This is a genomic window from Nitrospira sp. Nam80 (assembly GCF_965152575.1).
The window spans coordinates 3988231-4013993 of sequence record NZ_OZ224216.1; the positions used below are offsets into that span (position 1 = coordinate 3988231).

Consider the following 25763-nt stretch of genomic DNA (forward strand, 5'->3'; position numbering starts at 1 on the left):
TAGTCCGCTATGGGGGGCCGGCGTTCCTTGACAGTCCGCGAGACCGTTGGCTACGATGCGTCATTACCAATCTACAGTTCTCATTCGTGAAGATATCCCATCGCATTCGTTTCTCGCTTGGATGCAAGCCGGCTTGGTTCTTCGGCGTACTATTGCTGACGACCGTCCCGACCGGAGTGCTTCCGGCTGCGGCCACGCAAATCAGCGGTCTTGAATCACCGCAAAGCTTTCTCGCCGACCCGGCCACCAATAGTTATTTCATCTCGAACGTCAACGGCGAACCGGGCGCGCGGGACAACAATGGATTCATTACAAAACTAAACGGCAATGCGGAGGTCATCGGATTCAAATTCATTCACGGCGGCCAGAACAATACGACGCTCCATGCGCCCAAGGGCATGGCCCTGATCGACAATATCCTGTATGTCGCCGACGTTGACACGTTGCGGGCCTTCGATAAAAATACCGGCCGGAGCATTACGAACGTAACGTTTCCCGCTCCGAAATCCACCGTCCCCATGTCTCTGGTCGATATCGCGGTGGGAGATCACGGGCTGCTCTACGTGTCTGATTTGATGAGCAATACCATTTATCAGGTAGACACCGTCCATCAGTATCGCGTATCCGTCTTTGTTCACGATGCCCGCCTCGCCGGCCCGGCAGCCATCGCGGTCCATCCCAAAACCGGGCATGTCATCTCCGTGAGCTGGGAAAAGGGGAGCATCATCGATATCACGCCCAAGGGCGAGGTGACGGAATTGGTCAGTAATTCCTTCTTTACCTCGCGCTTTCAGAATTTGAGCGGTGTGGATTTTGATCGATGGGGCAACATGTACGTATCGGACTTGACGGCCGGAAAAGTATGGCGGATGCAGCCCAATAAGAAGTTTCAAGTGATCGCGGAATATCTTCCCTCTCCGGCGGATCTCGGCGTCGATCGCGTCAACAACCTGATCCTCGTGCCTTTCTTGCAGGCGAATGTGGCCGAGGTCAATGGGCTCGAGATGCCCGTCGGTCTGCGCGGCGACAGCAAGAAGCGAACACTGGCGGATTACGGGTTCGTCGCCCCCCCGAAAACGGATGCCGGCGGGACGGCTCCACAATGAGCAAGTGCGTCTATTGCCACCAGCGGAAGGGACGCCGCGCCTGCCCTGCGTTGGCGGGACTGATCTGTAGTCAATGTTGCGGGGAACACCGGCTCAGCCGAATCTCCTGCCCCCCCGACTGCTCCTACCTCGACACCGGCAGCGAATACCAGCAACGGAGGCTCGGCGAACAATTCACTCCTGTCCGCCGCGATCTGTACCGCCAACTGAGTGAACTGGGAGGCGAGAAAGCCGCAGCCCTTTGCAATTTAATCGAGGTTGTTACCTTCACACATTTTCACGACCGCCGGGACGGCCAGGACGCAGAGGTAATCGCAGCTGTTCAAGCCCTCAGAAGGACACTCAGCCCTCTCCATGTTCCGGCGGCTCCCATGCCGGTCTTCGCCGAACGCTTGAAGCGGGAATATGACACATTTGTCAAACAACAGCCGCAACAGATCGTAGATAACCGGACCGCCCCGGATATCCTCGATCGGCTGCTGACGGTCATATCGGAATTTTCCGGACGCGAATTTCAATCGCGGCGATTCTTGCACGGCCTGATCGGATACGTCCGAACATTTCACCCGGACGTGGCCGAGCATTTGGCCAAGCAGGCGGAAGCTGGACGGATCGTGCTGCCCAGCCAGTTCACGCCTCCGCCTCCCGAGACGCACGTCCATTCCCCTGAGTGCCGGCATCATCATTAAAATCCGGCTCTTCCCGTTTTTTCCCCGAGTCGTCCACCGCACGATCTATCCAGCCGCCGTCATCTTCACAAATTTCCGAGCGCCATTTTATCCATTCGGATACAGCCGGTTATCCTTAGAGATACGCGCTCATAGTTTTCGCCTATGTGTGGACTCGTATGTGCTTGAGTCTACGATTAATAATAGCTGGATCAAACTTTGCTTTACATCAGGACAGGGTACGTAGTAAAAGACACGGCCACTGGGATCGTAATAGATGACAATTTTTGTCTCACAGAGACCACAGGGCTTTCCGTGCATTGCCTGACGTTCGAGGTAGAAGAGCATTTTCAGGTCTTGCGCTTTGACTCGCCGATGCGCCGCCGACATTGGCACTCTTATGAGAGCCGAGTCGCCGCCAACGTTGCTCGACTGCTCGAACTCCTCGAAAACCAGCGCACCAAGGCCACTTTCTTCGTCCTAGGCTGGGTGGCGGAACGCCATCCCGCTCTTATCAAGACCATCGCCGGTTATGGACACGAGATCGCTTCGCACGGCTACAACCATGAGGTCATCACTGCTCAGACGCCGGACCTGTTCCGTGAAGATATCAAGCGAGCCAAAGAGCTCCTGGAAGAACTGACCGGCCGGCCGGTCCGGGGGTATCGCGCACCTGGCTTCACGATCACGTCCGAGACGACATGGGCGCTGCCAATACTGGTGGAAGAGGGGTATACCTACGATTCGAGCATCATCCCCGCCCGGCACGATGTCTCAAGCATGCCGGGAACGAGACTCGGTTGTCATATGCGGGAAACAGCGGCCGGATATCTGTGGGAAGTTCAGCCCACGACTGCCCGCCTTGCCGGCATGCGATGGCCTCTCGTCGGCAGCGGGTTCCGCCTGATTCCATTTTCACTGATCGAGACGCTGTTACAAGAAATGGATCGAAGCGGACAAGGGCTCGTGATGTGCTTCCATGCGTGGGAATTCGATCAGCAACAACCGAGAATGGATGGTCCGTTTCTTTCCCAACTACTGCACTACTTAAATCTCCATCAAATGGAGCCGCGCCTCGTCTCCCTGCTTCGGCAGTTCACCTTCGGGCCAATCGAGGACTATATCGGCATGTTGCGGACGGCACCTGCCGACCATTCGCTCCATTTCTCCCCCTCTTCCGCGCCGGCAATCGTGACGGACCCCGTCTGACGGTCCCATTGTTCTTCGTCGGACCGGCATCCGCGAATTAGATTGATCGCGGCCGGACCATCAAGTACTGTTAGGGGCCTGTCCGGAGATTGGCTCACGCTTTGTGAAAAGGAGCGGCTACTTGATTCGAATCTGGGGACGCATGATGCCGTTTGGACGGCGCATGCTTGCTGCTGCGGGGTTGTTTTTTCTCGCCTGGTGGCCCACCGGCGCATCTGCGCAATCCGTCGATGAAACGGTGAAATTTATTTCAGACATGGTGAATACCCGGGGCTTTGTCCGCGCGCTGAATTGCCGAAACCCCAAGGCGGCCAAGCCGACAAAAATGACGGAGGTCTACACGATTATTCCGACCGGGGCCAAGTTAGGAGTGATCGAACTGAATCATGGCCGGGACGATGCATTGACGGGGTTTACTCAGTTTGATTTGCATGACATCGAGGTCGTGGAGTACCGCGCCAACGACACAGAGGAGCGGGGAGTCATTTACCATGCGGTGCAGTTCTCCTGTGCGGCCGGAAATCCCTGCGTAGTGAAAGCCACGTTTTGTAGCGGGGCCGTGAGCGAACTGGAGTCTCAGTTTTCCGAAGATCGACTCTTGTTCCGCAACGCCTCTCACGCAGAACGGGTCGCAAAAGCCTTCACCCATTTCTTGACGCTGATCCGGTCGGAAAAAAGCAACTCGCCGTTTTAGACGGTCATTCGACCACCACCACGGTCATCTCGATCCGTTCGAGCGGATTATCGCAGGGGCCTTTATCCGGGGGATTGGGAGACCCGGTCTGACATGTCACCCGCGGCTGGCCCGCGATCTTATCCGCCACCCCGATGCCCTTCACGACTTCTCCAAAGATCGTGTACTTCCGATCGAGAAAGCGCGAATCCTCGATGACAATGAAGAACTGGGAACCGGCGCTGTCCGGATCCTGAGCGCGAGCCATGGAGACGACTCCGCGCTTATGCGCTAACTCGCTGAACTCGGCCTTCACATTATGGCCCGGTCCTCCCTGGCCGTACGTGTCCTTTTTCAAGGAGTCTTTGGTATTCGGATCGCCGCCTTGGATCATAAAGCCGGGGATCACCCGGTGGAAAATGGTCCCATTATAAACTCCCGATTTCGCCAGCTTGATAAAGTTTTCCACATGTTTGGGCGCCACGTCGGGAAGGAACTTGATTTCCATGTCACCGAATTTTGTTTTAATGACCGCCCGGGCCGATCGACTTGAGGCAGGTTCTTTCCCGCCTTTTCCTTCTTCCGCCGCCCAGAGAGGATTGGAGCCAGGTCCCCATACGAACGCCATCACCGTGAGTAGGGCGCCCGCCAGTCTGATGAAATACCCTCTTGCTTGCATTTCATTCCTCCGCCTTCGGTTGTTCATGATCACCGTCGCTCATTCCTGGCGCATTCACCACTTGCTCCAACGCCTGCTTGGCCGCCATCTGCTCGGCCTCTTTCTTGCTGAGTCCCCGGCCGCTCCCTTTGACCTCCCCGCGGATCAGCAGTTCCACTTCGAAGAGTTTTCGATGATCGGGGCCGGATTCACGCACTGTAACATAGCGAGGTAACGTATCATACCGTTTCTGGCAGATCTCCTGCAGATGTGTCTTGTAGTCTTCGACACCGGATTCCCCGTTCAATTGCTGAATTGCCTGAAGCTCTTGCTCAAAAATTCGCAAGATAAAGTCGCGGCTCGCCTCCAACCCACCATCCAAGTAGATCGCCGCGATCAAGGCTTCCAGTGCATCGGCCAGCAATGAATGCTTTTCTCGGCCCTTGGAGAGTTCCTCCCCCCTGCCGAGCCGGAGTAACGATCCGAGACCTAGACGCCTCGCCGCCTTGGCCAGGGACGATTCACTGACCAGCCTGGCCTTCAGCTTTGAAAGCGCGCCTTCCGTGCAGTGCGGAAGGCCCGCCGCCAGATGCTCACTGATGATGAGCGAAAGCACGGCATCGCCGAGAAATTCCAATCGTTCATTCTGTCTTTGATTCTTGGCCCGGTTCTCATTGACAAATGACTTGTGAGTCAGGGCTTCATCCAACAGGTAGGCGCGCACGAAATGATACCCGATGATGCGCTCGATCGCCTCCGTTGATACAGTGGGAGTCATCGTGCGTTGCGTCCGCGGACTGGAATGAATCAGGCTTCGGGGCGCCGAAACAGCAGGCAGGCATTCACGCCGCCGAATCCGAATGAATTAGACAGCGCCACATTCAGCACAGCCCGACGAGCGGTATTGGGGACATAATCCAGATCGCATGCGGGATCCGGCCGGTCGAGGTTGATGGTCGGGGGCAGCACTCCATGATGAAGCGCCAGGATGCTGAAGACGGCCTCAATACCTCCCGCCGCACCGAGAAGATGGCCGGTCATGGATTTCGTCGAGCTGACCGGTACGCGATATGCGTAGTCGCCGAACACTTGCTTAATGGCCTTGGTTTCAATCGCGTCCGCCATCGTCGACGTACCGTGCGCGTTGATATAGCCGATATCAGTTTTTGCCACTCCGGCATCTTTGATCGCGAGTTCCATGCACCGCACGGCGCCCTCGCCTTCTTCAGGCGGCGCGGTGATGTGATAAGCGTCACTGTTCATGGCATACCCGATGATTTCCGCGTAGACACGCGCCCCGCGGCGGCGGGCATGCTCCCATTCTTCGAGCACGATGACCCCCGCTCCCTCTCCCAACACAAATCCGTCCCGGTCCTGATCAAACGGCCGGCTGGCCTTTTCCGGCGCATCGTTGCGAAACGACAAGGCTTTGGCTGAAGCGAATCCTGCAACTCCTAGGGGAGTAATGGCGGCTTCCGCGCCTCCTGCGACCATCACATCGGCATCCCCCCGCTGGATGAGTCGATACGCGTCGCCGATACAGTGGTTGCCCGTGGCGCAGGCCGTCACCGCGCAGGAGTTAGGACCTTTCGCTCCGAGACGGATGGCCACTTGCCCCGAGGCCAAATTTATGATGGTCATGGGGATAAAGAAGGGAGAGACGCGTCCCGGCCCCTTATCCCGCAGGACTTGATGATAGTGTTCAATCGAACCGAGACCGCCGATTCCGGATCCGATATAGACACCCACTTTTGTAGCCTCGTCGGAAGTCACCTTCAATCCGGCGTCATCCACCGCCAACTGGCTGGCGCCAACCGCGTAGTGGATGAACGTATCCATCTTCTTGATTTCTTTTTTCTCAATAAACTGGGCCGGGTCAAAATCTTTGACCTCGCCGGCGATCTGGGCATCATAGCCGGCCGGATCGAAGCGGGTAATCCGGCCAATGCCGGACTGCCCGGCACACAGGGCCTTCCAAGTCTTGTCCGTGCCGGTGCCCAATGGGGTCACCAACCCCAGGCCGGTAATGACCACACGCCGTGAATCTCGATCCGGTGCCATAGAGGCGTACCGCCTAGACCTTTTCCTTGATGTAGTCCAAAGCCTTGCCGACCGTCAGAATTTTTTCGGCGTCCTCATCGGGTATTTCGATCTCAAATTCTTCCTCCAGCGCCATCACCAGCTCCACCGTATCGAGCGAGTCGGCGCCCAGATCTTCGACGAAGTGCGCTTCGGGAGTCACCTCTTCTTCTTCCACGCCGAGTTGCTCGGCGATAATTTTCTTTACTCGTTCATCCACGGTTGCCATCGACTTACCCACCTCCTTCCCCATAGAAAAGCCTCCTTCAGACCAGGTCGTCGCCGCTTATGAAGCAGCCGCCGACCGGGCCGTCACGCACTTATGACATTAGCATACCGCCATTGACATGGAGCACCTGCCCCGTAATGTATGCCGCCTCATCGGAGGCCAGAAAACGGACCGCAGCCGCGATATCGCCGGGCTGGCCCAAGCGGCCTAAGGGAATCTGCTTTTGAAGCACCTCCTTGACGTCGGGCGACAGTCCCTGCGTCATCGCTGTGTCGATGAATCCGGGGGCCACCGCATTGACCGTCACCGCACGACTGGCATATTCCCGAGCAACCGTTTTGGTGAATCCGATCACGGCCGCTTTCGACGCCGCGTAATTCGCCTGGCCGACGTTGCCCATCACGCCCACGATCGACGCGATGTTGACGATGCGTCCGTACCGCTGTTTCGTCATCGGCTGCAATGCGGCTTTGGTGCAGTGAAATGTCCCGTTGAGATTTACCTGAAGCACCAAGTTCCAGTCTTCCTCCTTCATCCGGAGCAGCAGCCCATCCCGCGTGATCCCGGCGTTATTAACGAGGATATCGACCTTGCCCCATTCTTTGATGACTTGGTCCACCATCGCTTTCGCATCATTCCAGTCGGCAACGTTGACCTTGACGTTCAACGCGCGGCGACCGAGTTGTTGAACCGCCGCCACGGTCTCCTGTGAGCGGCCCGCATCTAAGTCCGCCACGGCCACGTCCGCACCATCCCGGGCGAGCGCTTCGGCGATGGCCCGGCCGATACCCTGCGCGGCTCCGGTCACCACTGCCACTCTTCCTTGCAATCCCATCAGAAAACCATCCTTCGTATCCTAACAGAGAAACTTAGATAATGGCTTCAGTTCAGCGCGTTCACCGTCGCGTCCAGCGACTTAGGATCACTCACGTTCAATGTTTGTGCCCCAGGGAGAATCCGTTTGATCAAGCCGGTCAGAACCGCGCCCGGACCGACTTCAATGAAGATCGTGACACCCAATTGCGCCATTGTCTTGATGGACTCTTCCCAGCGCACCGACGACGGCAATTGCCGGACGAGAGACGCTCGAACCGCCTCAGCCGTCCGAAGGGCAACCGCCTCCGCATTATTGATCAAGGGGGCGTTGAGATCCTGCCACGCCACCGAATCAAATTCCTTCGCCAACCGCTCGGCAGCCCGTTGCATCAACGGCGTATGTACCGGCACGCTGACGGGCAGCGGAATCGCCTTCCTGCACCCGTTGGCTTTCGCGGCGTCGATCGCCCATTCGACCGCGGCTTTTTCTCCAGCAATCACAACTTGCCCGGGGCAATTGAAATTGGCGGCAGTGACTACCCCATGAGCCGCGGCGGCCCGACAGATTTGAGTCACGGTATCGCCGTCCAATCCGATCAAGGCCGCCACCAAACCGGACCCGCTGGGAACGGCCTCGGCCATATAGCGCCCGCGCTTCTGCACGATCGAGACGGCATCCGTGAACGACAATCCACCCGCCGCACAGATCGCGCTGTACTCTCCCAAGCTATGTCCGGCAACGGCCGTTGCGGTCAGACCGGCCGGTGCCAGCGCCTGCCAGGCTGCCATGCTGGTTATCAGCAACGCCGGCTGCGTAAACTCCGTGAGGTTCAACCGTTCGGCCGGCCCATTAAAACAGAGAGCCGCGGCGTCATATCCGAGAACCGACGACGCCTCCTCATAAATACGATGCACGGCGGGAACGGCATCATGAAATGCGCGGCCCATTCCGACCGACTGCGACCCTTGCCCGGGAAAGACAAACCCGATACCAGTCGATACCATAAGCGCGTAAGATATCTTAGAAACTGCCGGGAATGTCAACGAGAAAAATGGTTCAGAGTCGCCGGCGCCGCAATGTCGATGAGTCGACGCTTCACCAACGAATCAATGCCGAGGCCCAGGTCAATCCGGCCCCGAATGCTCCAAGCATGATCAAGTTTCCCGGTACGATGCGGCCGTCTCTGACTGCTTCATCCAACGCGAGGGGAATCGACGCGGCAGACGTGTTCCCATAGCGGTCCATGTTGAGCACCACTTTCTTCAACGGCAACCCGAGTCGGTCCGCGACGGCTTTGATAATTCGAACATTGGCTTGGTGCGGGACGTAAAGATCAATATCGTCGACTTTCAAATTGTTCGCTGACAGCGTCTCCCGCGCAATCTCCTCCAACGTCCGAACCGCGACTTTGAATGTCTCATTGCCCTTCATCTTGATGTATTGAAGCCGCTCGCTCAGCATCTTCTCGGAGGGAGGAATGCGCGAGCAGCCCCCCGGCACGATGATCAAATCGCAGAGACTCCCATCGGACCGCAAATGCGTGGACAAAATGCCGCGTTCATCAGGCGAGGCCGAGACTACGACGGCGCCGGCGCCGTCGCCGAACAGCACGCAGGTGTTGCGGTCCGTCCAGTCGGTGATGGCGGACATCACTTCCGATCCAATGACCAAGACATGGCGCATGCCGGTCTTGATGTAGGCGTCGGCGATTCCTAAGGCATACACGAAGCCGCAGCAGGCGGCAGAAATATCACAGGCTGCAGCCCGGATCGCCCCCAACCGGTGCTGAATCAGACAAGCGGTTGCAGGCAACGGTGTATCCCCGGTGCACGTGGCAACGAGGATCATGTCCAAGTCACTGGCGGAGAGACCCGCGGCTTTCACCGCTCGCTCGGACGCCTTGATGCCGAGATCGGAACAGGCTTCGCCTTCGGCAGCGATCCGACGCTCACGGATGCCCGTACGCTCGGCAATCCATTGATCGGACGTCGCCACCATACGTTCCAATTCCGCATTGGACAGGATCCGCTCCGGAGCATAGGAGCCTGTCCCGGAAATCCGGCTTCTCATGTCGCGCTCGTGTCTCCTCGCCGCTCTTCCTGGTGGCGGATGATCGATTCATCGATATCCCGCTGGATCAGTTCGTTGACCCGGCTTTCCGCCAGTCCTTTCGCCCGCTTGATCGCATTCTTAATGGCCTTCGCCGAGGAACGACCGTGACAGATCATGGTAATTCCGTTCACGCCCAGCAACGGAGCGCCGCCGAATTCTGCATAATCGATTTTTCGTTTCAGATTGAGCAACGGCCCGGCGATGAGGGGGTAGGCCAGCCGCCCTAACCAGGACCCTGAAATTTCCTTCAGCAACAATTTCTTAATGACCTCCGCGACCCCTTCGGAAATTTTCAAGGCGACGTTCCCGATGAATCCGTCGCAGACCACCACATCGGCCCCTCCACTGTAGACCTCGCGACCTTCGACGTTCCCCACGAAATTGAGCGGGCTGGCCTTCAAGAGTTTAAAGGCTTCCTTCGTCACCTCATTGCCCTTCGTATCTTCCTCGCCGATGCTGAGCAAGCCGACCCGCGGATTCGGCTTGCCGTACAAGTGTTGCGCGTATTCATGGCCCATGAGCGCGAACTGTTCCAGGTGCTCGGCCGTGCAATCCACATTGGCGCCGACATCCAGCATGACTGCCGTCCCGGTCAGCGTGGGCAACTGCGTGGCAATGGCAGGACGCTCCACTCCTTTCGTCAATCCGAGGATAAAAAAGGCGGCCACCATACTGGCTCCGGTATTGCCGGGGCTGACCACGGCGTTGGCCTCACCGTTTTTCACTAACCCGGTGGCGACCCAGATCGACGATTCACGCTTCTTTCGGGCGACGACCGAAGGGGACTCATGCATTTCGACGATTTGCGGGGCATGGCGGATACTGAGGCGGGCATCGCGGCATCCCAGGCGGCCGCATTCCTTCTTCAAGGCATCTTCCTGGCCGACGAGAATGATGTCCGTGTCATATTCACGGGCCGCCAGCATCGCCCCCTCGATGACGGGGGCCGGTCCATGGTCACCGCCCATGGCATCGACGGCAATTCTCATAGGCGATGAATGTCCACGGATGGATGACGAGATGGATCGTCGGGTAAGCGCGCTCAACCCTGATTACGGCGCGCCATTGTACCGAATCACGCCCTTCAAGAAAAAGACATCAGGCTTCTTCGACCGCGATGATGGCCTTGCCTTTGTAGGTCCCGCAGTTCAGACAGGTATAGTGAGGCAACTTCAGCTCATGACATTGCGGGCACACTGAAAATCCGGGCGGCACCAGCCGGGTCTTGGCCGTGCGGCGCTTATCTCTGCGTGCCCGGGAATGTTTATGTTTTGGATTCGGCATAGTAACTCCTTAACTACCGGCGGAAAGACTTACGTTCCGCTGTTCTTTCCGTTCCTCTCGCGACGTTCTCCCAGAATGCGAAATGGGCTTCTGATCGTCTCCGGCTCACAGCCACACCGCCGCTCATTCAAATTTTGCCCGCATTTCGGACAGAGGCCGGCGCAGTCCTCCCGGCAGAGCGGCTGCATCGGCGCAACGAGAATGATCTGCTCCCGCAACATCGGATTCAAATCGACATGATCGCCCTGGTAGAAATAAATCTCATCCTGTTCGTCGGCATCCTCCATGGCCGCTTCTTGCGCGCGCTCTTTCGATCTCCGCGCGACGCGCTTCAGCGGAAGACCGGACTTGGACGCGCCCTCCGCCTGTCGAAGGTAATCCGCATAGACAGTCACATATAACGGGTCCTCATATTCGCTCAAACAGCGGACACATTGACGCAGGGCTGCTCCCTCGACGGTACCGGCGACCGTAATGGCATTTTCCTGCTGCCGGACTTCCAGGTTAACGGACAGCGGGCCGGCAAGCCGTTCATCGGCCTCGTTCAGTCCGAGTTCCTCGGCGGTCACGTCACAGGAAATGACCAAGCCTTGCGGGGTAATGTCTACGATGGCAGGATGAAGCAAATCCATGACGGCGATACCGGTTACCATGAAATTGGAACAGTCGGCGCTCAATGTCGGCCCTCCGCGGAAAATTCCCACCGGGGCTTTCGGAACTGGCGCGCGAGTCTCATCGCTCTTCTGCAAAACTGACCAGCGCAATATGCCGGGCCCGCTTCACCGCCACGGTCAACTCCCGCTGGTGGCGCAGGCAATTGCCTGAAATTCGGCGAGGGACGATGCGGCCACGTTCCGTCAGAAAATTCCGCAACAGTCCGATGTCTTTGAAGTCAATCGGCGCTTTGTCGATACAGAACCGGCACGGCTTGCGCCGTTGAAAGAACCGACCGCCGCCGCTTGATGCTCGCTCCATATCTACCTCCGTCTTCTAGCAGGATGTTGAAAAAGTCTTTATTTCACCCGCCCGGCCGTTGTGCGCCGAGACGCACATTTCACCAGGCTTTGTTCTCGCATGATACGCCCGCTTCGCTCCGCAGACATTCCTGCGGCCACGCATGGGAAAGGCGTGTTTCGGCACGCCGGAGCTGGGCGGGTGAGAAAACGGCCTTTTGAACATCCTGCATGTATTCCAAATCGCTTTTCAATAGCCGCCAGAACGTGTCTAAAACGTTTCGTCTTCGTACGCCGGTTCTTCGTGCGGGGCCTCGGCGCCGCTCGTTCCGGATTCGGCCCGCTTGGGAAGAAAGGTGACGCTAAGCGCCACCACTTCATGCTTGCTCCGCTTTTGCCCGTCTTCAGTTTCCCAGCGGCGTTGTTGCAGCCGGCCGTCCACGATCACCCCGTTCCCTTTGCTGAGATACTGGCCGCAATGCTCGGCTTGCTTGCCGAACACCACGATATCGACGAAACACACTTCCTCTTTCAGTTCATCGCCTTGCTTGAAGCGCCGGCTGGTGGCGAGACCGAAGCTGGCCACAGGCGTACCGCTCGGCGTGTATCGGAGCTCCGGATTGCGCGTGAGGTTCCCGACGAGGATAACCTTGTTAAACCCTGCCACCGGCGGCTCCCTGTGTTTCGGCGGCGCCACGCGGAGGCGGCAATTCCTTTTCCAGGCGAACAGTCAGAAACTTGATGATCGAATCCTCAAGTCTGTAGGAACGCTCCAGTTCGCCGATGACTTGACCGGGCCCTTTGAAATACAGATACACAAAGGTTCCTTTTCGCTCCCGTTTGATTTCATAGGCGAGCTTCTTCCGGCCCCAATTTTCAGCCTTCATCAGCGTGGCGCCGTTCTTTTCGACGACGCCTTTCATCTTGTCGAATAGCGATGCGGTCTCTTCGTCGTTTAAGGACGGACGAATAATGAACAGAGATTCGTAGATCTCCATGCGGCAATCCTCCTGGACAAAGGCCCCGCGTCAATGCGCGGAGCGAGGTGTAGGACGTCGAAATCGACGCGGGTTTTGGAAGCTATCACAGCGCCGCGCGGAGTGTCAAACGATCAAGAAGGCCGCGGAGCAGGCCGTCATGTGAATAGGTTTGTGTCCCACGGCAAGCGTTCCGCCCTGCTCCATGGCGACACTTCCTTCATCAAACCCCCGCACCTCAATAAAAACCCTGCTAATCCGGTGGTCGCTCACGGGCTCCAGTCGCTTCCTCGACTTGCCGCCAAGTTCCTACGCATTGGGGCGAGCTTGACTGAATCGAGCCATACTGTAACCATTGGTTACTCTACAAAAACACGCCGAGGCGGCGCATCCTTCAATTGAGCGAGTTCCCTTGATTCATCTTCACGTCCATTCCGATTTTTCACCCATGCACGGCGTTTCCTCTGTGTCCGCATTGACGGCTGCCGTGCGAGCCCAAGGAGGATCTGCCGTCGCCTTGACGGATACGAACGGACTCTATGGAGCAATCCGCTTCGTGGAGGAAGCTCGACGAGCCGGACTGCGTCCCATCCTTGGCGCGGAATTGGTCACAGACGACCATCGCGCCGTGCTGCTGGCGAAGACTCCCGAGGGCTATGGCAATCTGTGCCGGATATTATCCGCGCGCCATTGCGAGGCGTCATTTGATTTCATCGAAACGGTGGCACGCCGTCGAGGAGGGGTGATCATTCTGACGGACGATGAGCGGGCGATTCAGGCCTGGTCTCAGGATTCGCCCCAGGATCTCTATGTGGAATTGACGCCGGGACCGGCCATGCACGACACGCTGGCCGTCAGCCGCCAACTGCATCTGCCTCCTGTCGCCACAAACCGCGTTTATTTTATCCGGCCGGATGAATTTCCAGTCCATCGTCTCCTTCGCACGATTGCGCTCAATACGACCCTCTCTCGGCTGCCGGCCGAAGCTTGCTGCGCACCCACCCAATGGCTGATGCCGCCGGCGGCCATGCGGATCCGATTCGCTCATGTTCCCGAGGCGATCGACAATACGGTCCGGATCGCCGACGCTTGCCACACCGCTTGGGACTTTCGCGAGACGATCTTCCCGGCTTTCCGCCGGCTCTCCAACGACGAAGCCTCCGCCTTGCTGCGCGAGAAAAGTTATGCCGGGGCTCGCCGGCGGTATGGAATGATTTCTCCGGCGATCCGCCGGCGCCTGGAGCACGAACTGGCGCTGATCTCACACAAACGATTCGCCCATTATTTTTTGATCGTCGATGAAATCGTTCGGCGGGCGCCGCGCACATGCGGGCGTGGATCGGTCGCCGCATCGATTGTCTCGTACTGCCTGGAAATCACCCATGTCGATCCGATCCGCCACAACCTGTTCTTTGAGCGCTTCTTGAATCCGGGGCGAAAAGATCCACCGGACATCGACATCGATTTTCCCTGGGACGAACGGGACGACATTATCAAGTGGGTCTTCGATCATTATGGAATGGAGCGCGCGGCCATGGTGGCGAATCAGAACAGCTTGGGCCTTCGGGCAGCTTTCCGCGAAGTCGCCAAAGTGCACGGCATTCCGCCGGCGGAAATCGGCCGGGTTTCTTCACTGATCATGCGGCGAAAGGAATTTCTGCAGTTCGACGAGACGCCCACGGCACGGATGTGGGCCGATCGGCTCGGCAAAGAATTGCGCCTGGCGGAACCATGGCCGCTTATCGTCCGTTCGGCGGTCCACGTCCAAAACCATTTCCGACATTTGTCCGTCCATTGCGGCGGAGTCGTCATCGTGCCGGATGAGATCCGGCGCTATGTACCGGTTGAAATTGCCGCCAAGGGTGTGCCGGTCATTCAATGGGAAAAGGACCAAACGGAAGACGCCGGTCTCGTCAAAATCGATTTATTGGGTAACCGGTCGCTGGCCGTCATCCGTGACGCGCTGGATGCCATCGCGCGTAACACCGGCCGCCGCATCGACTACGCGGCCTGGGACCCGCTACGCGATCCGGCCACGCAAGCGCTCATCACGCAAGGCGACACCATCGGATGCTTCTACATCGAATCGCCCGCCACCCGGCTCCTGCTCAAAAAGCTCTGGGGCGGCATGCCGGCTCAGCGGCGCGCGCGGCTCGATGTCTTCGACTATCTCGTCATGGTGTCGTCGCTGGTCCGGCCGGCGGCGAATCATTTCGTCGATGAATTCATCCGACGCGCGCAGGGAAACTCCTATGATCCCTGGCATCCGCGGCTCAAATCCATTCTGAAAGACACCCATGGGATCATGGTGTATCAGGAAGACGTGACGAAAGTCGCCATGGCCCTGGCAGACTTTTCGGTAGAGGACGCGGACCAATTGCGAAAGGTCCTCAGCAAAAAACACAAGGCCAAGCAGTTGCGCGATTATCACCGGCAGTTTTGCGAGGGCGCCGCGAAAAACGGTGTGTCGGCCCGCGTCATCGCGTTGATCTGGGATATGATCATGAGCTTCGCCGGTTACAGTTTTTGCAAGCCCCACTCGGCCAGTTACGCGCAAGTCTCGTTCAAATCCGCCTATCTCCGTGCCCATTATCCCGCGGAATTCATCGCCGCCGTCATCAGCAACCAAGGCGGCTTCTACTCTACCTTTGCCTACCTGTCCGAAGCGCGACGGATGGGACTCTCCATTCTGCTGCCGGACGTGAACATGAGCGAGTGGGCCTATACAGGACGCAACCGTTCCCTTCGCATCGGGCTCATGCAAATCAAAACACTGCGGGAGTCATTGGGGAAGCGCCTCATCGAAGAGCGGAATCGCGGCGGACGATTTCGATCCTTCCAGGATTTTCTTGACCGCGTCAAGCCGGATCCCGCTGACGCGCGCACCCTGGTGCGGGCCGGCTGCTGCGATTCCTTGGCGGGCGATCTGACCCGCCCGGCGCTGCTGTGGCGTTTATATGCCGGCGACCGGACACGATCCGCCATGCCCATTCCTGATGAGTATGCCGTGCCGACCAAGCTCGCCCATGAACGAGACACGCTCGGCTTGCTCGCCAGCCGGCATCCATTGGAGCTGTACACCGGCGAAATCCAGCGATTGTCCCCTGTTCCCGGTTCAGCCATGGCCCGCTATGTCGGTCGAACCATCACCATGGTCGGCTGGCTGATTACCGAAAAGTTTGCCGAGACCAAGCAAGGCCTCCCGATGGAATTTGTCACGTTCGAAGATACGACCGCCTTGTACGACGCCACGCTGTTTCCCGACGTGTATCAACGGTGCTGCCATCTGCTGTCCCCCGACTACCCTTATCTGTTGCGTGGTCTTGTCGAGGAGCAATTTGGAGTCGTGACGTTGACAGTCCACGATCTCCGGATTCTTCCCGCCGCTCATCATGCTTCCGAAAATAATGGCCTGTCGCAGTCTTTTTCATCATGGTATGGTGACACATGGGACGACGAATGCCGGAGAGATCCGCCGCAGACTTTCTGCCGTCCACAGTGACGGTGGCGGCGTTGCGCGAAGCGGCCGAATCCTGCACCGGCTGCGACCTCTACAAACGAGCGACCCAGACGGTCTTTGGCGAAGGAGCGTCGCATGCCAAGATCCTCTTCGTCGGGGAGCAACCGGGAGATCAGGAAGATCGAGCGGGTCATCCCTTTGTGGGACCGGCGGGGAGAATTCTCGACAAAGCGCTCGCGGAGGCCGGCATTGCACGAGATGAGGTCTACATCACCAACGCGGTGAAGCATTTCAAATGGGAACCACAGGGCAAACGGCGAAAGCATAAAAAGCCGTCGGCCGGTGAAATCGCCGCCTGTCGCCCATGGCTCCAAACCGAGATCAAAGCAGTGCGGCCCCGCGTCGTCGTCTGCCTTGGAGCCACAGCCGTGCAATCCATGCTCGGCAAAGTGGTCCGCCTGAATGAGACCCGTGGCAAATTTTTCTATACGCCCTGGGCGCCGGTCGTAATGGCAACGGTTCATCCGTCGGCGATCCTGCGCCATCGCGAGCGGATGCAACAGGAAGCCGAGTACCGGCACCTTGTTCAAGAACTCGTGCTTGTGCGGCGCAAGCTGCTTGATCCGGCCTCATAATCACTCACATCCATGCCATTACCCGAATCCGATCTTCATGGCAACGTTCCCGATGCGGCCGAGACCTGTCTCGTCATCATCGACATGATCAATGCCTTTACCTTCGACGACGCGGAGAAGTTGTTTCCCGCGGTGGTACAGGCGGCCGACTGCATTGCGCGGTTGAAACAACGAGCGGCGGCGGCTCAGGTGCCCGTGATCTATGTCAACGACAACTTTGGGAAATGGCGGCACGATTTCCACAAGCTGGTCGAACATTGCATGAAGACCCAATGCAGGGGAAAGCCGGTCGCGGAACGGCTGCACCCGACAGAGGACGACTATTTCGTGTTGAAACCGAAGCATTCGGGCTTCTTTGCGACGCCATTGGAGCTCCTGTTGAAATTCCTGGGAACCAGGCGGCTGATTCTAACCGGCGTGGCGGGCGATAATTGCGTGTTGTACACGGCGGCAGACGCGTATATGCGGGATTTTGTCGTCTGCGTCCCGGCTGACTGCATCGTCTCGCTCGACTCGAACTCAAACCAGGCGGCACTCGACCATATGAAGACGACGCTCAAGGCGGACATCAGCCCGTCCATCGATATCCGATTCAAGGAAGAACCAGCCTAAGCCGCGGGTCCGGAAAAGCACCGCCTGACCGTCAGAAGCGATAGGACAGTTCGATCATGTGAAGATCGACTCCGCGGGTGTCGCTGCCATAGATCGTCCCGTCGGAATAGTGCTGAAAGCGATAGCCCAGGGCGACCGGCCGGAACACCACGACGCTGATTCCGGTCGTCGCGACAAATTGAAAAGGGCCGCCCAAGTTGTGCCGCCCAAACCGATGTGCACTCACGAGGGCGCCGCCTATCCCGGCATCGACGGTAAACGTCTCATCTTTCGTACCAAGCGCAAGAACCGGCGCGACGGAACTCACCAATGCGACCTTCTCCAAGGCGGAGAGCGCACCGGCGCTCGTGATCAGTCTGGTCCCCACACCCCAACCTGAGGCCGAATACCAACTCCACGGCAGACGAAACAGACCGAACATATCTGCCCCGACGAAGTCCTCCCGCATTTGCTCGCCAAGTGGAGATTCGCCTTTGATACTGACCCCACCGCGCAGTCCCACCGCCATCAATTCCCTCTCAATTCCATATCCGACCTCGGCAACTACGAGTACATGAAGACCGACCAACAGCCGGCAAACCTGCAAAAACATTCGAGACTCGCGATCTTCGCGATGCGCCGTCATGTGCCGTTCTCTTTTCCTCCATATGCGTCGGATGAGGAGTCCCGCCACATCGCTTCGAACCAACATGACAAATCTTTGTGCGAGTTCACGGAATGAGCGGGTTGCCGAGTGAGAGAGCAGGTCCTCACCGTTCCGGCTCGTTGCGAGCGGATGAGCCGTACAGATGATACAGCACAATCCCAGCCGCGGCGGCGATGAGAATGCCGGCAACTATCCGTGTGCCGAAGGTAATCGGGCCTCCAAAGAACTCGTACAGGCGCGGGAGAGCGATCGGGGCGATAACGGCGAGCGTTAAAGCCACCATGTGAATGCGCAGATAGATCGGTTCGCCGGGTTTCCGCATATCGGAGAAAGAGATGACTGAAGTGTAAGCGAATGGGATTTCATTATTCCAGCCTCACGGCACAAAAGTCCCGGGGGCCGTCCACTCGACCGTACAACGGCTCACAGCGTGCCGCACTCGAGATGCAGACTATTGGCCGTGAATAGACCGTTTCGTTTCTTCCAGATGTTTGGTCAGATAAGTCATGAAGGGCGTGCCGCCTGTACCGACGGCGGTGGGATTGCTCGCGTGGGACTGATGCTGGCGAAAGATATAGCGATCGGCATAGCCGACATGGATTTCCCTGAATTGCGCGAGTAAGTCCACGCACGCGCCATAGGCTTTCCAGAGATCCGGGTTTGTGCGTCGTCGATCGGAGACATACCCGTAAAGCAGGGGCCGCTGCTGCTGATCCATCCGCTCCTCAAGCGCAGCCACAAAAGCCCGGTGGCGCGGCGGCATATAATCGCGCATTTCATTAAGATACTGAGTTAGCGGATCGTCGGCATGCCGGATTCCGAGTCCCGCATCGAGAGCTGGCACAATGGTGCTTTGCGCGCCGGTTTCCCCGCGAAATAGCTGCGGCTTTTCTTGGTAAACGGCGACGCCCTCATATATCAGCCCGTCCGGCAAAGCCGGGCTGTTCTTCCAACCGTGGATATAGGGCCGCACCCGGCTGTAGTAGATGTAGGGATCGCAGCGCTCGGGCATCCGCAGGAGCGTCTCGCGCATCGCTTCTTGGGACGCAGCCAAACTCTCCAAACCAAGCAGGACCTCGTCCTCCTTGTTGTCCTGTGCGGCATTCTGTGCTTGGAGCAAACCCACAAGACCAGGTCCCGCTTCCGCTTCAATTTCGATGTGGACGAGGACAAACCACTCCTCGTCAAGGCCTCCGAGGAAATTTTGCTGGAGCACGATATTCCCCAGCTCAATGGCTTTTTGCGGATCGAGGCGCCGCCAGTTCTCGAGAGCATAGGACGCGTAGGACAACACGGGCTGGCGCCCAAGCTGTCGCGCAATGTCGTACCAGGGACCGGCCAAGCTTGGAGGCAATCTTGTGGCCGGATGATCCGGGTCTTCCCAGACGTAGGCGTGACCGGTGAAGGACAAGGTTCGCATGGCGCACCGAAATGCGTCGAGCCCCCAGTCGTCCGCGACGGGCCCCATAAGATTCGTGCGATCTTCAATGGACCGGCGGACGTGCCGCGCGGTGAGGAGCTTCGGAAGCTCGGCTCCGATTTGGTTAAGGACCGGTTCGCTGGCAAGATGGTCTAAAGGATCGACCGCCGGGAGGAAACCGCGCTCAGGCGAAATATCGAAATCGTCGAGGGAAAGCCGCGGTGGGCCGGATGCCTTCATGACAAATTTCGCCCCTCAATAAGATGCTTCCTTTCACTTTACCACAGGAAGCTCGAGTAGCAAGCGCGGACGAAATAGGGGAACAACCCAAACAGGGGAGAGATGTTTACTCCCTCCCGCACTTGTCGGACTCGAAGGGAATGATCAATCTTTCCATTTCTCATCACCTAAACGGTGTAGACAAAACTATTCTCGACGGGAATAGCTGAAAGGCAGGCGTACTTTTTACAATGGGCTCGATCCATCGATAGGTCACCGACCGGGGCTTCCAGAGCATCCTCATGAATCGTACATCCTATTCAATCGCGAGATCTCCTCCGGGATATCAAGCAGCCTCGGCGGCCGACGCCTGTTCAGCAAGGCGGCTGGCGCAAAAAGGCCCGATCACACCAAGAGAGGTGCACCATGCTGCGACAAACCGTACGACGCGACGCACGCGGGTTGTTGGTCGCGAGCTGTGCTTTGGTATTGATATGCGGCGGTGTGGCCCTGGCGGCGGAGAACTGGGTGGACGAAGTCAGAAACATGGTGACATTCGAAAAGGCGAGCTATCCCGGCTCGGATTTTGATCCCTATCTCCAGAAACTGGACAGGATTCAAGCGGGGCTGGATCGAGAGGATCAACGCATCGTCAGGATGGAAACGGATCGTTTCCTGAAGATGCTGGCGGAGCGCCGGCACGGGATCAATGACGTAGCCGCCGATGAAATCTACAACTTTGTCTTGAGCGTCCGGCCGAATGACACCGGCGAGGCGGCCGCGACCAATTCCGCGACTGAACTTGGTCCCGACACCGAGCGTCCCATCAGTGTCCCGGAGCACACCGTCAATACTCCATATGAAGGCGGAAAGTTCTGCGGCGCCGACGGTTGCGACTACTGGCTCGACGACGTGTACGATCCAGGCGCAGCCGGGTGATGATGAAAGAACACTGATTGAATTGAATCTGTCCTGTGGAAATCCGCGTGGCCCTACTGTTGTGAAGGGCCACGCGGGAAGGGTACCGAGACCTTCGATCACCGCGGAGCCAGTATAGTTCGCTCAACTGACGGACGTGAACAATCTCAGTGTGTCGAGCATAAACGCCAACTGCTCGCTGTCTGGCAGGTGCGGTAGGATCTCTCGCTTCAACGCTTCCCGCGGCATCCCATCCACAGCAGTCTGGAGCGGAAGCCTTCTGGAATTCCCGCGGTCACGATCGCTGATCGTGGTGCCTTGGTCAGTTCCAACTTTCCTTCTCCAGATGCCGGGCGGGACCCTGCCGCTCCAGCGAAATCGCTCAAGATCCTACCGCACCCGCCGACCCGCAACCCCGTAACACTTAGCTCCTACTGACCGCCTTTTCATCCCTTGCCACCCAATCTCTCTGCCTTCATCTGATCAGTTTCCACAACACTTCTTATACTTAAGACCTGATTCACATGGACACGGGTCATTCTTACCTAGCTTGTTTGATTTTGATGGAGGAACAAAAATTCTGATCTGACCCCAGTGACGATCTTGATACTCAGCCTTAGACGGATTTGGGAAACTCGAAGGTTTGGGAAGTGCTGCTACAGAAAACGTGCCACCACCTCCTAACATTAGCGCCCCATCGTTACCTATTTTTAGAGCACCACCCTGATATTGGGCACTACGACCGTCACGGCTTGTTGCTGATAGGGCCACACATCCTTCACTATGAGCCACAATCTCCCGACCAGAGATTATGACTATACCTTTGTCATGACCTTTAACGCGAAGCTCATACCCATCAGAAATGAACCGGGTGCCTCTAAAAGACATGTTCATTTTTTCAATGATGATACCGTTAGGAGGATTACAAAGGATTTGTAGAGTTATAAGTGAGAACTGACTCCTGATGATAACCTTTCCTCCGATGCATTCGATATCCCAATTGCTAGTCTCTCCAAACCACTCGTTTCTCGAAATCCTAAAAAGAGGATTTCCAGAATCGTCATAGAACTCGCCCGACAACCGATAGGGAGATCCCGCTTGTTCGGGCGGTTCAATCGACAACAAGATTGTTTCATCAACCCGAAGTATAGTTTCAATATTGACGACCTTTACCGTTCCAATCCAAACCGTCAAATCCTGTTGTCCTATATCAAACGCGTCGTGGCATTTGCCTTGTCGAATACAAAAAGGATCACGTCTTGCCTCTTTTATTTTTTCTTTCGACCAGAAGCTCCGTGTAACCCGCCCGTGACAATTTCCGCACAAGAGTGCCATTTTATCGGGGTCATGACTCTCTGCATTGTGAAACTCTGGATCAATATGTTCATAGGTGACGATAGCGAGGCCGCAGCAGACACATCCAAAGCCACAAGTTTGTCTTACCTGCCTTTTAACATCCTCCGGGATAGTCCGGCTTAATTCATATCTATTGTATGTATCCGGCATAGTGAAATTGAAAAGCTAGCGTGGGAGCTGTTTATCATTTCTGTGCTTCATGCGGTAGGGGCTTCGGTAAAATTTTAGGTAATCGCAGTGCGGGCGCGCTCAGCATGCACAATAATCAACGACCGTGGCCGCGGCAGGGCGTGGAAGCAGGAGGCCCTACCGCAGTTGGGGTCAGACTAGCCAGCCACCCCTGACCTGCATCGCTAATCGCACGGAAGTTCGGGGCATCGCACTTGCCGAGCAGATGCGGTCGCTCAAAGCGACGACGAGCACTGTTCGAAGTTCCGTTCAAGCTCGCTTGGAACGGAACAAGTTGCACAGTCGAGCAGATGGAAGGCTTAGTGCGGTCGAACCGCAGTGCTGAGCAGGGCAGGACAGGAGCGGCAGGATCAAAAAAGGCATGAGCCTCGGATGGAACGGATGCGCGGCGAAATGCATACCGTGTCGCGGGAGGCGCGGAAGCGAGAGACCCGTCCCGCACCTGCCACTTTTCAAAAACCGTCAGCCGCCCTTGTTTGCATCGCAATTGCAGGAGGTCTGGATACGGCATTTGAGCAGGGCAGAACAGAACGACAAATCCTTCGCGCTGTTCGCTAATGTCCTGATTGCAATGGCACGTCCGTTTTATAGCGGCCGCGCCGCCTGGGCGGTGGTGCCTGCGACCTTGTGGGCGAGCTGTTGCTGATGTGCGAGCAATGAGAGCCAGCGAGGCCCGACCCGGCCAGGCCTGTCGAATCAGGCTTGGCCGAATCGGAAACCTCCACATTCCGATGTGGGGGCTGGGGGGAGCCGCAGCGGTTCTCCCTTCGAGCTACAGCAGCGCAGCGAGCACACACAGGAACAGGCATCCACCGTTCAGGCGAGAAACATCAATGCTGGCTGGTGCCGGAGGGCTTGCGGATTAGGCGCAGTGAGTGGATTCCCGCCTACGCGGGAATGACAAGATTAGGCGGGAATTACAAGATATTGTTCCACCAAATTTTAGACCCCGCTACACATTGAACCGGAAATACACCACATCCCCTTCCTTGATCACGTACTCCTTCCCCTCCAGCCGGAACAACCCCTTTTCCTTCACCTTCGCCTCCGACCCGCACGCCAGAAGATCATCGTAGTGATAGACCTCGGCGCGAATGAACCCGCGCTCCATGTCGGTGTGGATCTTTCCAGCCGCTTGCGGAGCTTTCGTACCCTCGGGGATCGGCCACGCTCGAGATTCGACTTCACCGGCGGTGAAGAACGTGACAATGCGCAAAAGCTGGTAGGCCTCCCGTGTCAGGCGCACCAGACCCGATTCGGCCAACCCCATTTCTTTCAAAAAATCCGCACGCTCCGATTCCGGCAAAGACGACAGCTCAGCCTCCAATTGGCCGCAGATCGTGACGACCCGCGCGCCTCGCTTTTCGGCAAACTCCCGCACCGTTTTCACCATCGCCTCGTCGATATGCGCACCTTCCGACACGTTCGCCACAAACAGCACCGGTTTGGCCGCAAGGAGTTGGAACTCCGCCAACATGGCGCGTTCCTCGGGCGTGTACGTCAGATTTCCCAGCCACTCCCCCTTGTCGAGCAGGCCGGACAGCTTTTGGATAAAGGCCAGCTCCACCGCCGCCTTCTTCTCGCCGGCCCTCACCTTTTTTTCAGTCTTCTGTTTCCGGCGTTCGAGCGTATCCAGATCGGCCAGCATGAGTTCGGTTTCAATCGTTCCAATGTCGCGGAGAGGGTGGACGCCCCCGCTCACATGGACCACGTCCGTTCCCTGGAAGCAGCGGACGACGTGCAACAGGGCATCGACTTCGCGGATATGGCCGAGAAATTGATTGCCCAATCCTTCGCCTTTGCTGGCCCCTTCGACCAAGCCGGCGATATCGCGCACTTCGAGCGTGCTATAGGTGGTTTTCTTGGATTTGAAAATGTCAGTCAGCACCACCAGGCGAGGATCCGGCACCAGCGCGATCCCGGTATTCGGATCGACCGTCGCGAATGGATAGTTGGCCGCCAGTGCACCGCCACCCGTCAAAGCATTATAGACCGTCGTCTTCCCGACGTTCGGCAACCCGATCATGCCGCAACACAAAGCCATACTTCTACCCCAATGAGAAATTAGGAATGAGAAATGGGGAATGAGTGAGGCGCCAATCTCGCTGGATTCAGCATTCCCAATTTTTCATTTTCCCACATTCGTCATTCCTCATTCCTCATTTGTTTCGTCCCGCTCTCTCACATTGAACCGGTTCATCGCCACGGCAGGCCCGCGGTGGAGCAAGACTTCCAAGGCATCGATGGCCCGCTCCAGACAAGGCTCAATGATGTCCAGCTCCGCCTTCGTCGCCGGCTCAAGCACGTAATCTGCCGAATCGAGCCCGCGTGGAGGACGCCCGATCCCGATTTTCATCCGCATGAATTGCCCGGTCCCCAAGGTTTCGAGGATCGAGCGGATCCCATTGTGCCCCCCGTGGCCGCCGTTCTGCTTGATGCGCAGCCGACCCGGCTCCAGATCCAGGTCGTCATGGACGACCACCAGACGATCAACGTCCAAACGGAGTTCACGGAGGAGCGATTTGATGGGAGGACCGCTCAGGTTCATCCAGTCGAGCGCTCCGGCGAGTTCGATCGCTTCGGAACCCAGTCGCCCGGTTCCTCGTATGGCGTGACCTTGTCGGGTGAGACGGATGGACCAGCGGGCGGCGGCTCGCTCTATGACCCACAGACCGGCATTGTGGCGCGTTCTGGTATAGGAAGAACCGGGATTGCCCAGTCCGACGATGAGGTGCAATGCTATTTCTTCTTTTCCGGCTCCTTCTTCTCAGCTTTGGGAGCCGCCGCTGCCTCCTTCTTTTCTCCCGCCTTCGCTTCACCGCCGGCTGGGGCAGCCTTGGCGGCCTCCGCAGGTGCGCCCTCGGCAGCCGCTTTGCCTTTTGCCGCGACCTCCGGTTCTTTACCGGCTTCCAGTCCGGCCCCGCTCGTAAGCAGCGCTTCAAGCTTGGCGTCCGACATCGGAGCCGCCACACTCACGACCATCTGGTCCGGATCATCAAGGAATCGCACCCCTTCGCGCGGCGGCACTTCTTTTAAGTGAATACCTTCGTTAATGCCCAACTGCGACGCATCGATTTCAATGAAATCAGGAAGCACAGAGGGGAGGCACTCGATATGAAGTTCTCGCATGTTGTGGTGCAAGACCCCGCCATCTTTCAATCCGAGAGGCTGCCCTCCGGTCAGGGTCACCGGCACCTTTACGCGAATCGGTTTGTCCATTAGAACTTCGAACAGGTCCGCATGCAACACCTGTCCGGTAATGGGATCGACTTGGTAGTCCCGCAACAGGGCGATCCGGCTGGTGTTCGAGCTGCCCCCGTTCACGGTCAGGGAAATCAGGGCCGTCGCTCCCGCGTGCGATCGCAGAATCTTCACCAGGTCGTCGGGATTCACCGTCAGCAGAAGACATTCGCCCTGTCCATACAGCACGGCCGGCACTTTACCTGCCCGCCGCAGTTGACGCGCCGGCCCCTTGCCGACACCCTGTCTCACCTCTACCGCCAGATCAAACTTCATCGGAATCCTCCCTCACGACCGAGCCGG

The 25763-nt window shown here is 57.5% G+C and carries 28 protein-coding genes; 8 read left to right on the plus strand and 20 right to left on the minus strand.

Annotation, left to right across the window (positions count from 1 at the left end):
* Positions 1-86 precede the first annotated feature (86 nt).
* From ACWGXE_RS18660 to ACWGXE_RS18675, 4 genes are all read left to right on the plus strand, one after another.
* Positions 87-1106: a hypothetical protein gene (locus ACWGXE_RS18660; RefSeq protein WP_447599550.1), complete on the plus strand. Its 1020-nt coding sequence runs from the start codon at positions 87-89 to the stop codon at positions 1104-1106.
* Positions 1103-1795: a hypothetical protein gene (locus ACWGXE_RS18665; protein WP_447599551.1), complete on the plus strand. Its 693-nt coding sequence runs from the start codon at positions 1103-1105 to the stop codon at positions 1793-1795. Before ACWGXE_RS18660 ends, ACWGXE_RS18665 begins: the two co-directional genes overlap by 4 nt.
* Positions 1796-2149: 354 nt before the next feature.
* Positions 2150-2983 (plus strand): XrtA system polysaccharide deacetylase, encoded by an 834-nt coding sequence (locus ACWGXE_RS18670; RefSeq protein WP_447599553.1) that lies wholly within the window; start codon positions 2150-2152, stop codon positions 2981-2983.
* Between the two features lie 121 nt (positions 2984-3104).
* On the plus strand, positions 3105-3677 hold the full coding sequence (locus ACWGXE_RS18675; RefSeq protein ID WP_447599554.1) for a hypothetical protein: 573 nt from the start codon (positions 3105-3107) through the stop codon (positions 3675-3677).
* A gap of 4 nt (positions 3678-3681) precedes the next feature.
* Here ACWGXE_RS18675 and ACWGXE_RS18680 read toward each other — a convergent pair whose 3' ends face one another.
* The 13 genes from ACWGXE_RS18680 to rpsF form a co-directional block, all read right to left on the minus strand.
* Complete coding sequence (locus ACWGXE_RS18680) at positions 3682-4164, minus strand: peptidylprolyl isomerase (protein ID WP_447603798.1); 483 nt, start codon at positions 4162-4164, stop codon at positions 3682-3684.
* Between the two features lie 172 nt (positions 4165-4336).
* Positions 4337-5092: a ribonuclease III gene (gene rnc, locus ACWGXE_RS18685; protein ID WP_447599556.1), complete on the minus strand. Its 756-nt coding sequence runs from the start codon at positions 5090-5092 to the stop codon at positions 4337-4339.
* Positions 5093-5121: 29 nt separating this feature from the next.
* Positions 5122-6375, minus strand: coding sequence for a beta-ketoacyl-ACP synthase II (fabF, locus tag ACWGXE_RS18690; RefSeq protein ID WP_447599557.1), 1254 nt, complete (start codon positions 6373-6375; stop codon positions 5122-5124).
* A gap of 13 nt (positions 6376-6388) precedes the next feature.
* Entirely contained in the window at positions 6389-6622 is a 234-nt protein-coding gene (acpP, locus tag ACWGXE_RS18695; protein ID WP_447603800.1) for an acyl carrier protein, read from the minus strand.
* 91 nt (positions 6623-6713) lie between these two features.
* Positions 6714-7457, minus strand: coding sequence for a 3-oxoacyl-[acyl-carrier-protein] reductase (fabG, locus tag ACWGXE_RS18700; RefSeq protein WP_447599558.1), 744 nt, complete (start codon positions 7455-7457; stop codon positions 6714-6716).
* Between the two features lie 47 nt (positions 7458-7504).
* Entirely contained in the window at positions 7505-8443 is a 939-nt protein-coding gene (fabD, locus tag ACWGXE_RS18705) for an ACP S-malonyltransferase (RefSeq protein WP_447599559.1), read from the minus strand.
* Between the two features lie 91 nt (positions 8444-8534).
* A complete protein-coding gene (locus ACWGXE_RS18710) occupies positions 8535-9509 on the minus strand; it encodes a beta-ketoacyl-ACP synthase III (protein ID WP_447599561.1) in 975 nt (324 codons plus the stop codon).
* The gene (plsX, locus tag ACWGXE_RS18715) at positions 9506-10540 is read right to left on the minus strand and encodes a phosphate acyltransferase PlsX (protein ID WP_447599562.1); all 1035 of its coding nucleotides are present in this window, start codon (positions 10538-10540) and stop codon (positions 9506-9508) included. Before plsX ends, ACWGXE_RS18710 begins: the two co-directional genes overlap by 4 nt.
* Before the next feature lie 109 nt (positions 10541-10649).
* Positions 10650-10835: a 50S ribosomal protein L32 gene (rpmF, locus tag ACWGXE_RS18720; protein WP_447599563.1), complete on the minus strand. Its 186-nt coding sequence runs from the start codon at positions 10833-10835 to the stop codon at positions 10650-10652.
* Positions 10836-10864: 29 nt separating this feature from the next.
* On the minus strand, positions 10865-11539 hold the full coding sequence (locus ACWGXE_RS18725; RefSeq protein ID WP_447599564.1) for a YceD family protein: 675 nt from the start codon (positions 11537-11539) through the stop codon (positions 10865-10867).
* Between the two features lie 28 nt (positions 11540-11567).
* On the minus strand, positions 11568-11810 hold the full coding sequence (gene rpsR / locus ACWGXE_RS18730) for a 30S ribosomal protein S18 (protein ID WP_447599565.1): 243 nt from the start codon (positions 11808-11810) through the stop codon (positions 11568-11570).
* 249 nt (positions 11811-12059) lie between these two features.
* Positions 12060-12455, minus strand: a complete 396-nt coding sequence (locus ACWGXE_RS18735) for a single-stranded DNA-binding protein (protein WP_447599566.1) — start codon at positions 12453-12455, stop codon at positions 12060-12062.
* A complete protein-coding gene (gene rpsF, locus ACWGXE_RS18740; protein ID WP_447599568.1) occupies positions 12442-12786 on the minus strand; it encodes a 30S ribosomal protein S6 in 345 nt (114 codons plus the stop codon). The genes ACWGXE_RS18735 and rpsF overlap by 14 nt, the downstream gene beginning before the upstream one ends.
* A gap of 445 nt (positions 12787-13231) precedes the next feature.
* Between rpsF and ACWGXE_RS18745 the strand changes: the two genes are divergently transcribed.
* From ACWGXE_RS18745 to ACWGXE_RS18755, 3 genes are read left to right on the plus strand one after another with little or no spacing between them, the layout of a single operon-like run.
* Positions 13232-16267 (plus strand): DNA polymerase III subunit alpha, encoded by a 3036-nt coding sequence (locus ACWGXE_RS18745; RefSeq protein WP_447599569.1) that lies wholly within the window; start codon positions 13232-13234, stop codon positions 16265-16267.
* Entirely contained in the window at positions 16225-16860 is a 636-nt protein-coding gene (locus ACWGXE_RS18750) for a UdgX family uracil-DNA binding protein (RefSeq protein WP_447599571.1), read from the plus strand. The genes ACWGXE_RS18745 and ACWGXE_RS18750 overlap by 43 nt, the downstream gene beginning before the upstream one ends.
* Positions 16861-16872: 12 nt before the next feature.
* Positions 16873-17472 (plus strand): isochorismatase family cysteine hydrolase, encoded by a 600-nt coding sequence (locus ACWGXE_RS18755; protein ID WP_447599572.1) that lies wholly within the window; start codon positions 16873-16875, stop codon positions 17470-17472.
* A 31-nt stretch (positions 17473-17503) separates the two neighbouring features.
* Here the strand turns inward: ACWGXE_RS18755 and ACWGXE_RS18760 are convergent, their stop codons facing one another.
* From ACWGXE_RS18760 to ACWGXE_RS18770, 3 genes are all read right to left on the minus strand, one after another.
* Positions 17504-18097, minus strand: coding sequence for an acyloxyacyl hydrolase (locus ACWGXE_RS18760; RefSeq protein WP_447599573.1), 594 nt, complete (start codon positions 18095-18097; stop codon positions 17504-17506).
* Positions 18098-18221: 124 nt separating this feature from the next.
* Entirely contained in the window at positions 18222-18401 is a 180-nt protein-coding gene (locus ACWGXE_RS18765) for a hypothetical protein (RefSeq protein ID WP_447599574.1), read from the minus strand.
* Positions 18402-18569: 168 nt separating this feature from the next.
* Entirely contained in the window at positions 18570-19778 is a 1209-nt protein-coding gene (locus ACWGXE_RS18770) for a hypothetical protein (RefSeq protein WP_447599575.1), read from the minus strand.
* A gap of 405 nt (positions 19779-20183) precedes the next feature.
* Here ACWGXE_RS18770 and ACWGXE_RS18775 point away from each other — a divergent pair, with 405 nt between their 5' ends.
* Positions 20184-20696: a hypothetical protein gene (locus ACWGXE_RS18775; protein ID WP_447599577.1), complete on the plus strand. Its 513-nt coding sequence runs from the start codon at positions 20184-20186 to the stop codon at positions 20694-20696.
* A 462-nt stretch (positions 20697-21158) separates the two neighbouring features.
* Here ACWGXE_RS18775 and ACWGXE_RS18780 read toward each other — a convergent pair whose 3' ends face one another.
* From ACWGXE_RS18780 to ACWGXE_RS18795, 4 genes are all read right to left on the minus strand, one after another.
* The gene (locus ACWGXE_RS18780) at positions 21159-22181 is read right to left on the minus strand and encodes an SEC-C metal-binding domain-containing protein (RefSeq protein WP_447599578.1); all 1023 of its coding nucleotides are present in this window, start codon (positions 22179-22181) and stop codon (positions 21159-21161) included.
* A 991-nt stretch (positions 22182-23172) separates the two neighbouring features.
* Positions 23173-24264, minus strand: coding sequence for a redox-regulated ATPase YchF (gene ychF / locus ACWGXE_RS18785; protein ID WP_447599579.1), 1092 nt, complete (start codon positions 24262-24264; stop codon positions 23173-23175).
* Positions 24265-24372: 108 nt separating this feature from the next.
* Entirely contained in the window at positions 24373-24957 is a 585-nt protein-coding gene (gene pth, locus ACWGXE_RS18790) for an aminoacyl-tRNA hydrolase (RefSeq protein ID WP_447599580.1), read from the minus strand.
* 2 nt (positions 24958-24959) lie between these two features.
* Entirely contained in the window at positions 24960-25736 is a 777-nt protein-coding gene (locus ACWGXE_RS18795) for a 50S ribosomal protein L25 (protein WP_447599581.1), read from the minus strand.
* Between the last annotated feature and the right edge of the window lie 27 nt (positions 25737-25763).